This window comes from Rhizobium sp. RM, from assembly GCF_013390595.1.
Lineage (GTDB): Bacteria > Pseudomonadota > Alphaproteobacteria > Rhizobiales > Rhizobiaceae > Agrobacterium.
Window position 1 is genome coordinate 25,137 of record NZ_JACAWV010000012.1, and the last position, 12,525, is coordinate 37,661.

Below are 12,525 nucleotides of genomic sequence, written 5' to 3' on the forward strand. Positions count from 1 at the left end.
CGGAGAGAGGCCATGGCCCAGAAAACACTCAATATCGGCCTGATCGGTTCAGGCTTCATGGGGCAAGCCCACGCCGACGCCTACCGTCGTGCTGGCATGCTCTACCGCGATCTCGCAGCCTTCCCACATCTTTATATGCTCGCCGATGCAAACGAGACACTGGCTGCGGATGCTGCTGCCCGATACGGTTTTGAGAAAAGCACCGGCGATTGGCGCCGGCTGGTTGAAGATCCGAAAGTCGACATCGTCGACATTACCTCACCAAACGCCATGCACCACGAGATGGCACTCGCAGCGATTGAAGCAGGCAAACACGTCTACTGCGAAAAACCGCTTTCGGTGACTTTGGCAGAGGCCGAAGAAATGGCCGCAGCAGCAAAGAAAAAAGGCGTCAAGACGATGGTCGCCTTCAACAACATCAAGACACCGGCAGCCATGCTCGCGAAGCAGCTGATCGACAAGGGCGATATCGGCCAGCCCATGCGCTTTCGCGGTTGGTTCGATCAGGGTTTCTTCAATGATCCTGAATTGCCGTTCTCTTGGCGTTGCACGCGTCGTGAGGCGGGATCAGGGGCTCTGGGAGATCTAGGAAGTCACGTGATTTCCGTCGCGCAATACCTCTTGGGTCCAGTTGAAAGCGTTATCGCCCAGAGCCAGACGTTCTTTCCAACGAGGCCCGTGCCCCAGGGTGGCTCAGGTTACGGTGCAAAGGCCGGCATTGATGCCCCTCGCGCGACGGTCGAGAACGAGGATCAAATCCAGGCACTTGTCCGCTTCAAGTCTGGTGCTGGTGGCACAATCGAGGCATCGCGCGTGGCCGCAGGCAAGGTATTCGGTGTCTACTGGGAGATATCTGGGACCGAAGGTACGATCATCATGGACGGCGAGCGCTTCAATGAGCTGAAGATATCGCGTTTCAACGATCCCAAACCGGACCGAGGTTTCAAGACGATCCTCGCCGGTAGCCAAGTACCGCAGTTTTCAGCGTTCTTCGGTTTCGATTTTGCCGGAGGCGGCCTTGGCTACTTCGACGTCAAGGTTATCGAGGTTCGGGATCTGATCCAAGGCATCATGGGCGATCTCGATTGTTACCCCAACTTTGAATTCGGTCTGGCAAACGAGCAGATCATAGACGCGATGGAGCGCTCGCTTGCAACGGGCCAGTGGGAACAGACTGTGGTCTGAGCAATACGCCGACGCACATTTAGGAGTATTTGACATGACATTTCCATCTGCCCTCCCTGCGTCCCGATTGCGGCCACCCCAGGACGCTCCTCCAATGCGCTGGGGCATTTTGGGAACTGGCTGGATCGCAGCAAAGTTCACAGAATCGGTCAAGGCACACACTCGGCAGGTGATCGCGGCCGTGGGATCGAGATCGGAAGAGGCTGCGAAGCGGTTTGCATCCGAGTGGGGCATCCAGAACGCCTATGGGAGCTACCAAGAGCTGGTTCAGGCTTCCGACATAGATATAATTTATGTTGCCACCCCACATGGTCAGCATCACGAGCACGTCCTGCTCGCAATCAATGCCGGTAAACACGTGCTCGTAGAAAAGCCGATGGCCTTGAACCACGCCCAAGCGGCCGAAATGGTCGCTGCGGCTCGAAAGAAAGGCGTTTTTTTTGCCGAGGCACTCTGGACGTATTTCCTGCCGAAATTCGACGTTGTTCAACAGATCCTTGATGCCGGCGTCATTGGTGACATCAAATCGGTCTATACGGAGTATGGCGAATATCTTCCACGGGACCACCGCATCTTCGATCCAACACTGGCTGGCGGGCCACTACTTGATCTCGGAACATATCCGGTCTCTTTGCTGACGAAGTTGCTTGGTGTGCCGTCCAAGGTTGTCGGCGTCGCTACCGATGATCCGGCCGGTGTTAATGGGCAGTTGGCTGTCGCAATGATGAATTATCATGGCGCCCAAGGTACTATGGCAACAACACTTTATGGTTTTACTCCAACAGGTGCCGCAGTGATCGGAACGAAAGGCTCGATCCGCTTTGCGAACGAATTTCATCTGCCGGGGTCTTTTGAAGTGTGGTCGCTCGACGGGTCTGTCAGACTGAAATACGACGAGCCGCGTGGTGCGCATTTCGAAGGTCTTTTCCACGAGGCCGCCGGCATCGCTTATGTAATAAGCGAAGGGAGCTTCGAAAGTCCTTGCAGACCACTCGATGCTTCCCTCGACACAATGAAAACACTTGATGCGATCCGTTCGGCAGTTGCAATCAATTTTAGTCGAGCAGGCTTGCGTGAATGACCTCGAGCGCAAAGCTTCTATCAGGTCGTGCGAGCTTGCTCTTCTCGCAACAGACTTACACCGGACGCAAGTACCTCGCCTAGTGCGATGGCCGCAATGGATTTTTGCATAACGCCCGCACCCGTCACAGTGAAGCAGACGGATGCAAGCTCTGACAAAGGTGACAGCTCCGTGTCTGTCATCGCGATGACGGGGATTCCCCGCCTAATAAGTTTTGAGGTGGAACCTGCCATTTGATCCGCATCCGATCCACAGGCAAAAACGATCGCTGCATCGCCACGGGCAGCACAGGCCAATTGTTCCTCACCGCCAGCAATATCTGTGAGCAGGATCGTCTTGATTTTTGACCGCATCAGGACGTGCCCAATGCCGACCATAACAGGATACGTGCTTCCTCTTCCGATAACAAACACGCAATTCGCACAGTTGATGATGCGGACGGCAATTTGGACATTTCGTATCGTAATCGAACTAGACAGACCATCCAGCGCGCGGTGGAATGCGTCCAATGTCTGGCGAAAAATCCGGGTATCCGGCCCCTCGTTGCGCTCGGAAATTTTCTGATCTGTCCTTCCAACGCCCCTTGAGACCTTATCGCGCAAGGCGTCGCGAGACATCGTCTGGATCGCAGCAAAGCCGTCATAGCCGAACAGTTGCGCGAACCGTATCAAGGTCGATGGCGTGACATGTGCAGCTGCCGCGATGTCAGTGGCCGAATTCAGGGCGACGTCATCAGGGGAATCCAGTATATAACGCGCAATTGCTGCGAGGCGTTTCGGCAACGAGACATACCGTGCGCGGATTCTCGCCCGCAGGCTATCGAAATCCTCGGGCAATCCAGCACCTTCACCCTTGCTATCAGGTTTGGCGGGCATCGCGTTCCATGATCCATTCGACAGCAGGGTCGGGTACGAAGCGCCATTTGCGCAATGGTCCTGCCATCACGTTGAGATAGTACATTTCGAACCCGTGCGGTGCTCCACACGGATGATGACCGCGCGGAACCAGCACAACATCGCCATCTGCAACGGCAATTGTTTCATCAAGGCTGCGATCGTCGGTATAGACGCGCTGAATCCCGAAACCGTTTATCGGATTCACTCGGTGATAATAGGTCTCCTCTAGGTAGGTGATACGTGGATAGTCGTCCTCGTCGTGTCGATGACTTGGATAGGAAGACCAGTTGCCAGCTGGCGTAAAAACCTCGGTCACCAAAAGACTATCGCAGTAATCTTCGGCTTCCATTGCAATGTTGTTGATGTGGCGTTGATTGGAGCCGACGCCGCGTGGTGTCAGTTTGATACCATCGGGACCGATCCTTCGAGCGGTGTGTCCGCCTCTTCCCGGCGCAAGACAGACGGCGATGGTACACTCGGTTGTCGCGCGCGCTTCCCAGCGCACATCATTCGGCAAATAAAGGCAGTGCGGAGCTGTCTTTTCGAAGACGCTCATCCGTTCACCGAGCTCACCCCAGTCCTTTCCATCGGCAGTAAAGCTGGCCTTGCCCTCAACCATCACCAATATGGCTTCCATGCTGCCGGTTGCCTCGCCGATGATCTCGCCTTCGCGCAAGCGATAAAGGTTGAAACCGACATACCGCCACCCGGCGGACTGAGGGGTAATTTCGTGGACCTTACCGTGGCTACCGAATGGTCGGCGCAAAAGTTGGCTCATGATGATGTTTCTCCAATTTTCGCGTTGCGGTTCATGCCGCAGCTTTGTCCAAGCCGACTTCGCGGGAAATCGATTTCAGCGCCTTCAGGCCCATGTTCTGGTAATGGAACGGTTCCCGAACGGCGCTGTCCTGTTCGGCCTCAATGACGAGCCAGCCGGAGTAGCTGTGCGCGGCCGCAATCTCTAGAACCGGTGCGAAGTCGACGCAGCCGTCGGGATCGCCAGGAACCGTAAAGACGCCGCGGCGCACACCCTCGAGGAAGGACAGGTTTTCCGAACGAACCTGTTTCATGATTTCGGGACGGATGTTTTTGGCATGGATGTGCGTGACGCGGCCCATGTACCGGCTTGCGATATCCTGCGGGTTTGCACCGCCAAAGGTGCAATGGCCTGTGTCAAGCAACAGACGGGTATAGGGACCAGCCATTGTCATGAAGCGGTCAATATCCGCTGCACTTTCGACAATCGTCCCCATATGGTGGTGATATCCCATTTTAACGCCCTGATCGTGCGCATATTTGGATAACGTCTCATACCCTTGGGAGAAACGCGCCCATTGGTCGTCAGTCATGATTGGCCGATCGTTCACAGGCGTTCCGTCGCTGCCGTGGACAGTGTTAGAGCACTCACACGCATTGATGTGATCGCCACCAGCGGACTTGGTCATGTTGATGAAAGTCTGCAAGGCCGCAATCTCAGTCGCGATGTCGTTCACCAGCAGGTTGGTCGAATGCCAACCACCAACGAAGCGCAGACCAAACTCCCCGAGCTTTGCCTTCAGCGCCTCGCCTTCGTTTGGCATCTTGTGTCCCTTCTCGATGCCGTCGAACCCGATCTTGCGGCAGTCGGAAAGGCAATCCTCAAGCGACAGATGCGCCCCGATCGTCTGATCGTCGTCATTGGACCAAGCGATGGGGTTGGTTCCATAAAGTATCATTGTTAAATCCTCCGCGACGCACTCAGCGTCAGTTGATGCGCTGGCGCTTCAAGTTCGCCTCGTAATGGGCACGCGCTTTCTTCAGTTCTTCCGTATTTCCGACTTCGGGAACTGCCACGTCCCACCACCCGCCTCCAATGCCGGCACCTGTCTCGGCTTCGGTATCGATAACGATTACGGTCGGAATTGAACGGGCGCGGGCGTCGACAAGCTCGCGCTCCAGTGCGGCTATGTCGTCGACCTTCAAAGCATGGGCACCCATCGATTGGGCGTGCGCAACGAAGTCTATCTCCGGCTGCGCCTCGATGTTGCTGTCCTTGTACATGTTGTTGAATTCCGCCCCGCCGCACTCCTGCTGAAGCCGGTTTATGCAGCCGTAGCCCCGATTGTCGGTCAGCACTATGGTGAACGGCACCCGCATCATGACCGCGGTGGCAAGTTCTGAGTTGGCCATCATGTATGAGCCATCGCCGACGAAGCAGATGACGTCCTTGTTTGTGTCCGCAAGCTTAATCCCGAAGGCGCCGGCGACTTCGTAGCCCATGCAGGAATAACCGTATTCCATGTGATAGCCATTGGCCGACGCACGCCACAGCACCTGCAGTGCACCGGGCATCGTGCCAGCCGCACACATGGCGACCGTGTTTTCCTTGGCCTGACGCAGCACAGCGCCGATGACATGAGCGTCTGATGGCAGGAAGTTCTCGCCATCCCGCGTCGGAGCGGCGAGCGCGTCGTCAGACAGCTTGAACCAGGCATCGCGCGCTGCGAAATCCGGATCGGTAAATCGATGACCACCAAGACCTGCCGACAGACGGGACAGTGCAACCTTGGCGTCTGAAACGAGGGCAGTAGCACCATGCTTGGCGGCGTCATAACCGGTAAGATTGATCGACACGAGCTTGCGATCTGGGTTGCCGAAGGCCGTCCAGCTCCCGGTCGTGAAATCCTGAAACCGCGTACCTATCCCGACAATGAGATCGGCATCTGCTGCAACCTTGTTGCCGCAATCGGTTCCGGTCACTCCGGGCGATCCAAAGTTCAGCTTTTCTTTCCAGTCTATGGCGCCCTTTCCGGCCTGGGTTTCGACGATCGCGATATTATGCGTCTTCGCAAAGTTCAGCAGCTCTCGCTCGGCGCCAGAATAAAGCACGCCACCGCCGGCCACGATCACCGGGCTCTTAGCTGCCTTCAGCGCCGCCACCACGTCCTCCACCTCGCGGGGATCGGGCTCAGGCCTGCGAATGCGCCAGGTTTTTTCAGCAAAGAAGCTTTCCGGCCAGTCATAGGCCTCTGCCTGTACATCCTGGCAGAAGGCAAGCGTTACCGGGCCGCAATTGGCAGGGTCGGTCATCACCTGCATCGCCCGGGGCAAAGCCGACAAAAGATGCTCAGGCCGGGTGATACGGTCGAAGTAACGGCTGACGGGACGGAAGCAGTCGGTAACGCTCATGGTGCCGTCATCAAAATCCTCAATCTGCTGCAGGACCGGATCGGGTCGACGATTGGCAAACACATCGCCGGGAATGAACAGCACTGGAAGGCGGTTGACGTGGGCAAGCGCTGCCGCCGTCACCATGTTGGTCGCACCTGGTCCGATCGATGAGGTGATCGCCATTGCCTTTCTCCGCCGCTTGGTCTTCGCGTAGGCGATGGCAGCGTGCGCCATGGTCTGTTCATTCTGGCCGCGCCAGGTGGGGAGTGTTCCCTGGATACCATGCAGAGCCTCACCGATGCCGGCAACGTTGCCATGCCCGAAGATCGCCCAGACACCGTCTATGAAGCGCTCACCATCCTCGTTCATCTGCACCGACAGCCAGCGGAACATCGCCTGTGCTGCGGTCAAACGGATCGTTGTCATATCAATTTCTCCCTGGCGGCGTTGCGTGCCGCATCCCAAATGTCGCAGAGCCGGCGATATCTGTGCGCCATCTCGGTGACCGCATCCGCATCGGCGGTGTCGCCTTTCATCCACCCGCGCGCGACCTCTCCGAATATCGTGCGCCCAACAGCAAAGCCCTTGACCAGCGGGTACCGAGCGGCGACCTTGAAGCTGGCCTCAAGCTCCGCCTCTGGAGCATCGAGACCGAGCACAACGATGCCGCGGGTGTTCGGATCGTTGTCGTTAATTGCGGCGCAGGTCTTCTCCCATGCGGCAGCGCTGACCATCGGCTCAAGTTTCCACCAGTCCGGAAAGATGCCAATCTCGTAGAACCGACGGATCAGGGTTGCCGTTGTGTCGTCGTTGACCGGGCCGGCCTTTGAGGGAATGATTTCCAACAGGAATTCGAGTCGATTACGCCGGGCAGCCGAAAAAAGTCGGCTGATCGTAGCTTCTTGCTCGGCTCGCATCGCTGCCGTGTCATCCGGATGGCAGAAGCAGAGCACCTTGACGACATTCTCCAACGCCCATTCACCGAGGCCTCCATAGTCGAGCCCAAGCTCAGGCTCCAGCGTCAAAGGACGTGACCCTGGCCATTCGACGGGTCGTCCGATCCACAGCCCGCTTCCGGAGGCCGCATGCAGCGCCTGCCTCCCAAGCCTGTTGTCGCAGAGAATGCCATAACCCTTCTGCCCGTTCTGAACATCGAGCGTCGCTTTTAGGCAAAGCAGTTTGAATTGCCCGATCCGCTCTGGTGTCGCGCCATCCATCGCCTCGAGTTGCATACGGTGGTCGAAGGCAAAAACGCGCATCGTTGACCAGTCATTGTGGCGGTTGGTTGCCCAATGGATCTGTTCCAGCTCTCGATCGTTGCGAAGCGCCTTTCGCCTGACACCACGCGCCAGAAAGAATTCCAGTTCCTCCAGTGAAGGGTAGGCCGGGGTACAGCCATGCCGACTGACGGCGAATGCGCCGCAGGCGTTGGCGTATTCCAATGACTTCGGCCAGGGCGCATCTTCCAGCCAGCCCTTGATCAGGCCGGACATAAAGCCATCTCCGGCACCAAGTACGTTGAAAACCTCGATCGGGAAACCCGGTCCGCTTTCGCCATCGTCGAGACTGTCAGGTATCGCATCGGTAAAGGCCACGGCGCCCGCGGCACCTCGTTTGCAGACCAGTGTGGCAGACGAGACGGCTCGTACGGCGCGAAGCGCCTTGATAGTGTCGGTCGATCCGCCGGCGATGTGGAATTCCTCTTCTGTGCCGACGACCAGGTCGAAGAGGTTGAGATGGCTTTGAAGTTTGGCCGTGACGCGGGCGCTTTCGATGAAACGGCTTTCTCCGTCACCGTGTCCTGCCAGTCCCCACAGATTGGGGCGATAGTCGATATCGAGGCCGATGCGGCTGCCATGTTTGCGGGCGAGGTCGATCGCCTTGAGGACGGCGCTTTCGGTTTTAGGGTGGCTGAGATGAGTGCCAGTCACAACCAGTGCACGGCTTTCGGCAATGAAGCTCTCGTCAATGTCGTCTTCACAGAGCGCCATGTCTGCGCAGTTCTCACGATAAAAAATCAGCGGAAACCGCTGCTCATCGCGGATGCCGAGTAGGACGAGGGCAGTCAATCTCTCTGGATCGGTCTTCACCCCGCGCACATCGACGCCTTCTTTTTCGAGCTCTTCACGGATGAAGCGGCCCATATGTTCATCGCCGACACGGGTGATCAGGCCGCTCTTGAGGCCAAGCCGCGCGGTTCCGGCTGCCATGTTGGTGGGTGAGCCGCCGATATATTTCTGGAACGATCCCATGTCTTCCAGCCGGCCGCCGACTTGCGCGCCATAGAGATCAACCGAAGAGCGGCCAATCGTAATCACATCCAGGTTTTTTTCCATTTCACTCCTCCGGCACTCCGGGAGACATTCGCGTCAGCGGATTGCTCGCGGCAACGCCGCGAGCACTAGGTGTCATATTGATCGGGCGATGTGGTTGATGCTGTCCCGGACGGCGCTCACAGGGTCCTTCAGTGCATGAACCTCGGTCGCAAAAGGCTCGAAACTGAAGGGACCACGATAACCAGCGGCGTTCAGTGCTTTTATCTGCGCGATGTTTTCCAGGCGATCGGCACCATCGACAAGTACGCGATGCGCGTCGAGCATGTCGGCAATGGAAACTTCGGGATCAACAACGCCCGAGATATGGACGAGGCCAGTCTTGTCAGGAAAAAATTCCGTCTCGCCGGCCAGATGATGGTGGAAGGTATCATGCACGAGCTTGTAGACGCCTTCATCTCCCGCCGCTTCAATGGCCTCAAGTGCTTCCCTTTTCGTGCGTAGCGACGAAATCGGGAAGCCGAGCGGCTCGACAAGCCCGATAAGGCCACGCTCCTTAAGTATCGGCTTCATCGCCTTCAGTGCCGCCACGAGGTCGTCGAATGAGACTTTAGTACCATCGTTGAGCGGGCACATGACCAGTGCCTCTGCGCCACTAGCTGCGGCATAGTCGGCCAGCGCCACTGCTTTGGCCCGAAGATCGTCTGTCCAGACATTGAATGGATAAAGCGCGTTGATCGAAATGATGGAGACGCCGGATTTTGTAGCTGCAGCCTTGACCTCGGTGGGTTCGATTGTGCCGACAACATTGGGCAGGTCGTTGCGGATTTCGACCTCGGTAAGACCAAGGGTTCGAGCCGCGTCGAAGAACGCTTCGAGCGAAAGGGTGGGCGTGGTGATATGGTTGAGTGCAAAACGCATGGGGAGCCTCAATTGTACAATGTCGGACGGGCCGGCAAGTTGATAGCGACGGCCTGGCCGTCCCTTTCCTGCGCGGCGACGCAGGCGTCAGATGTGATTGCCGCCACATAGCCGTCCCATGATGTCGGGCCGGAGGCTGTCCCTTGCGTTGCGGCATCGACGAAGTCCTGGAGCTCGACGTCGTAGCTTGCGATGAAACGATCTTTCCAGTCGGTCAGGATATCGTTCTGAAGTTTGGCTCCAAGCCGCATCTGGATCGCCATCGGTTCAGGCAATCTAGCAATCCCGTCTTCTCCAACGACCTCGCACTGGATGTCGTAGCCATAATGGCAGTTCACGAAGACCTCGACATTGATGATCGTTCCCTTGGCTGTTTCGAGAATGACGATCTGTGGGTCTTTCAGTTTCGCATGGCTGCGCGCGGCAGCGCGTGGGAAAAGAACGCGGGCAGAAACGTAGTCGTCGTCCAGCAGCCAGCGGAACACGTCGATCTCGTGAATCAGGGTGTCATGGATCGCCATCGGCGTCACATATTGCTCGGGAACCGACGGATTGCGATGCGCGGCATGAACAACGATTGGTGCGCCGATTTTACTGTCGACAGCCTGCTTCAATGCAACATAGCCGCTGTCGTAGCGACGCATGAAACCAATCTGGACGAGACGTTTACCGTGCTTGACCTCTGCGTCCACGACACGTTTCGCGCCCTCGGCGGTCGTTGCAAGCGGTTTTTCGCAAAAGCAGGGTTTGCCCGCTGCGATGGCGGCCAGCACGTACTGCTCGTGTGTTGCGCCCCAGGAGGTGACAAGTACCGCGTCGACATCGGGTGCCGCAATCAGCTCTTCGCCGGTGTTATAGATCGTCGCCTCCGGTGCGATCTCGGTCTTTACGGCTTCGGCAGACGCCCGGTTCACGTCGCTCAGCGCCACGATTGTCGCACCACCGAGAACCTTGTTGATCCTGCGCGCGTGTTCACGGCCGATGGCACCTGTGCCGATGACCCCAATTCTCAACGTCATTTGAAAAGCCTCACTTCTGGTATTTGTCGATGTATCTGTTGATTTCGGAGCACATGAAGCGTCCGGATTCGTCGGCCTTGTCTTCCCAGGCGAAAACGCAGGACGTCACGATCCCGTCAAAGCCGATTTCGGAAAGCGTGCTGAAGAAGTCTTCCCAGGGAACTTCACCCTGGCCGATATTGAGGTGCTGGTGGACGCGCGCCTGCGTCCCGGGCGGATTGAGTATGTAACGCAGGCCGGAGCTTGCCTTGTGATTGAAGGTGTCGCCGACATGAACGTGGGCAAGAACATCTTTTGCCTCGCGCAGCATAGCCTTCGTGTCATCGCCGAAATAGAAGGTATGCGGCGCGCAATAGAGGAACCTGACGTTCTTCGAGTTCACCGTTCGGATGATATCGAGCGCTGGCTGCAGCGTCTCGCACCAGTCTTCCGGATGCGGTTCGACATTCAGCTGGATACCTTCACGTTCAAAGATAGGTACCAGCTCTTCCATAGACCGCCACCAGGCGTCCTCGCAGGCTTCGATCATCGAGCCGGTATGGCAGCAATAGCATGAACCCTTGTCAGGGTGCGGACCCCGTCCGAATTCTGAGTTCATCGTATCGACTTCGAGCTCGACCGCGATTTCGATCGCGCGCTTCCAATGCTTGACCGCCGCCTTTCGTTCGGTTTCATCATTGGAGGCCCAGCGATACATCGGTAACAGCGAAGCAATGCCGACATCGGCCTCTTTAAGCGATCTCTTGAGTGTCCTGATCCGCTCGGGGAATACGCGCGGTGCCTTGAACCATTCGAGGAAATCGGCGCGAGGCGATAGCTCGATCCAGTCGAAGCCGAGCTCCTTCACCTTGTGAGGAAGTTCTTCAAGGCTCAAGTGTCGATGCATGAACGGGTCTATGGCGATCTTCATGGATGCCTCCATTTCTTTTTACTTGTGCAAGGGAATGGTTGGGGCGCGACGTTGAGAGGAGCCGATCGCGCCCCAAGGCTGCTACTTCGCGTAGCTGGCCATGTTCTCGGGTGTCACGAGTTCGAATGGGACCCAGTAGGTCTTTTCGCTCTTTTCGCCGCCCGCCATCTTCACTGCTGCCTGCGCGGCGACCTCACCCTGCTTGGTGGCGTTCTGGTAGACCGTGATGTCGATGTCGCCGGCTTTCATTGCAGCCAGACCGTCAGGCGTCGCGTCGATCCCTGCGATCACAATCTTGTCCAAGGACTTCCCTGCCGCCTTGAGCGCCTGTGCTGCTCCGATCGCCATTTCGTCGTTGTTTGCAATGACGGCGTCGAACTCAATGCCGGCAGTCAACCAGGACGAAACCAGATCCTGTGCCTGTGTGCGGTTCCAGTTCGCGGTCTGTTTCTCGAGAATCTCGATATTGCATTCCGGCTTCGAAAATACGTCTTCGACGTCTTTGGTCCTGACCAGGGCTGCATGGTTTTCAAGCGGTCCCATCAGGATCACTGCCTTGCCCTTGCCGCCCAGCAGCTTGCAGGCGGCCTGAGCTTCCATTGTTCCGGAATCGAGCTCATTGGAGCCGACAAACGCTGTGCCCTCAGGCAACCCAGCATCAAGTTCTGCTGGCGGGTGATTGACATAAACGAGCGGCACGTTGGCGTCAGCCGCAGCCTTCGTGATGGCAGCGGTCGCGTCTCCATCAACAGCGTTCACGATCATCGCGTCGACGCCATTGGCGATGAAATTCTGGACCTGGTTAAGCTGTTTTGCCGGGTCAAGCTGAGCGTCTTCTGTCAGAAGCTCGATCTTACCGTTTCGCTCGGCCTCGCCGCGAATACCATTGAGAAGAATGGTCAGGAAAGGATTGTCGAATGAGGTCATGCTGACCGCAACACGGGTATCGCTTGCCATTGCTGGAATAGCCAGTGTCAGGCAAAGCGATGTCGTCATCAGAAGCTGTTTCATTACAGTTCCTCACAAATTGGATATTGATACGGGCTTGCCTGGAGAGGCGAGGGCAGGGCGGGCAGCTAGCCCGCCATCG

Annotated in this window: 11 protein-coding genes; 2 read left to right on the top strand and 9 right to left on the bottom strand. The window is 57.1% G+C overall.

What is annotated here, in order from left to right:
* Nucleotides 1-12 precede the first annotated feature (12 nt).
* A complete protein-coding gene (locus HWX89_RS13440) occupies nucleotides 13-1,185 on the top strand; it encodes a Gfo/Idh/MocA family protein (RefSeq protein ID WP_138794038.1) in 1,173 nt (390 codons plus the stop codon).
* Nucleotides 1,151-2,266: a Gfo/Idh/MocA family protein gene (locus HWX89_RS13445; protein ID WP_210271396.1), complete on the top strand. Its 1,116-nt coding sequence runs from the start codon at nucleotides 1,151-1,153 to the stop codon at nucleotides 2,264-2,266. The genes HWX89_RS13440 and HWX89_RS13445 overlap by 35 nt, the downstream gene beginning before the upstream one ends.
* A 20-nt stretch (nucleotides 2,267-2,286) precedes the next feature.
* Here HWX89_RS13445 and HWX89_RS13450 read toward each other — a convergent pair whose 3' ends face one another.
* From HWX89_RS13450 to HWX89_RS13490, 9 genes are all read right to left on the bottom strand, one after another.
* On the bottom strand, nucleotides 2,287-3,141 hold the full coding sequence (locus HWX89_RS13450) for a MurR/RpiR family transcriptional regulator (RefSeq protein ID WP_138794037.1): 855 nt from the start codon (nucleotides 3,139-3,141) through the stop codon (nucleotides 2,287-2,289).
* Nucleotides 3,125-3,940, bottom strand: a complete 816-nt coding sequence (gene iolB, locus HWX89_RS13455; RefSeq protein WP_138794036.1) for a 5-deoxy-glucuronate isomerase — start codon at nucleotides 3,938-3,940, stop codon at nucleotides 3,125-3,127. The genes HWX89_RS13450 and iolB overlap by 17 nt, the downstream gene beginning before the upstream one ends.
* A 31-nt stretch (nucleotides 3,941-3,971) precedes the next feature.
* A complete protein-coding gene (iolE, locus tag HWX89_RS13460; protein WP_138794035.1) occupies nucleotides 3,972-4,877 on the bottom strand; it encodes a myo-inosose-2 dehydratase in 906 nt (301 codons plus the stop codon).
* A 28-nt stretch (nucleotides 4,878-4,905) separates the two neighbouring features.
* Complete coding sequence (gene iolD / locus HWX89_RS13465; protein ID WP_138794034.1) at nucleotides 4,906-6,738, bottom strand: 3D-(3,5/4)-trihydroxycyclohexane-1,2-dione acylhydrolase (decyclizing); 1,833 nt, start codon at nucleotides 6,736-6,738, stop codon at nucleotides 4,906-4,908.
* Nucleotides 6,735-8,648, bottom strand: a complete 1,914-nt coding sequence (locus HWX89_RS13470; protein WP_138794033.1) for a bifunctional 5-dehydro-2-deoxygluconokinase/5-dehydro-2-deoxyphosphogluconate aldolase — start codon at nucleotides 8,646-8,648, stop codon at nucleotides 6,735-6,737. The genes iolD and HWX89_RS13470 overlap by 4 nt, the downstream gene beginning before the upstream one ends.
* A gap of 72 nt (nucleotides 8,649-8,720) precedes the next feature.
* Nucleotides 8,721-9,506: a TIM barrel protein gene (locus tag HWX89_RS13475; protein ID WP_138794032.1), complete on the bottom strand. Its 786-nt coding sequence runs from the start codon at nucleotides 9,504-9,506 to the stop codon at nucleotides 8,721-8,723.
* Between the two features lie 8 nt (nucleotides 9,507-9,514).
* On the bottom strand, nucleotides 9,515-10,525 hold the full coding sequence (locus tag HWX89_RS13480) for a Gfo/Idh/MocA family protein (protein WP_138794031.1): 1,011 nt from the start codon (nucleotides 10,523-10,525) through the stop codon (nucleotides 9,515-9,517).
* Nucleotides 10,526-10,535: 10 nt separating this feature from the next.
* Nucleotides 10,536-11,435, bottom strand: a complete 900-nt coding sequence (locus HWX89_RS13485) for a sugar phosphate isomerase/epimerase family protein (RefSeq protein ID WP_138794030.1) — start codon at nucleotides 11,433-11,435, stop codon at nucleotides 10,536-10,538.
* Between the two features lie 81 nt (nucleotides 11,436-11,516).
* Nucleotides 11,517-12,446, bottom strand: coding sequence for a substrate-binding domain-containing protein (locus HWX89_RS13490; RefSeq protein ID WP_138794029.1), 930 nt, complete (start codon nucleotides 12,444-12,446; stop codon nucleotides 11,517-11,519).
* Between the last annotated feature and the right edge of the window lie 79 nt (nucleotides 12,447-12,525).

Bases quoted from the DNA above. Each gene is read 5' to 3' on its own strand.
- HWX89_RS13440 (WP_138794038.1), top strand. From the start codon at position 13: ATGGCCCAGAAAACACTCAATATCGGCCTGATCGGTTCAGGCTTCATG.
- HWX89_RS13485 (WP_138794030.1), bottom strand. From the start codon at position 11,435: ATGAAGATCGCCATAGACCCGTTCATGCATCGACACTTGAGCCTTGAA.
- HWX89_RS13470 (WP_138794033.1), bottom strand. From the start codon at position 8,648: ATGGAAAAAAACCTGGATGTGATTACGATTGGCCGCTCTTCGGTTGAT.
- HWX89_RS13450 (WP_138794037.1), bottom strand. From the start codon at position 3,141: ATGCCCGCCAAACCTGATAGCAAGGGTGAAGGTGCTGGATTGCCCGAG.
- iolD (WP_138794034.1), bottom strand. From the start codon at position 6,738: ATGACAACGATCCGTTTGACCGCAGCACAGGCGATGTTCCGCTGGCTG.
- iolB (WP_138794036.1), bottom strand. From the start codon at position 3,940: ATGAGCCAACTTTTGCGCCGACCATTCGGTAGCCACGGTAAGGTCCAC.
- HWX89_RS13480 (WP_138794031.1), bottom strand. From the start codon at position 10,525: ATGACGTTGAGAATTGGGGTCATCGGCACAGGTGCCATCGGCCGTGAA.
- HWX89_RS13490 (WP_138794029.1), bottom strand. From the start codon at position 12,446: ATGAAACAGCTTCTGATGACGACATCGCTTTGCCTGACACTGGCTATT.
- iolE (WP_138794035.1), bottom strand. From the start codon at position 4,877: ATGATACTTTATGGAACCAACCCCATCGCTTGGTCCAATGACGACGAT.
- HWX89_RS13475 (WP_138794032.1), bottom strand. From the start codon at position 9,506: ATGCGTTTTGCACTCAACCATATCACCACGCCCACCCTTTCGCTCGAA.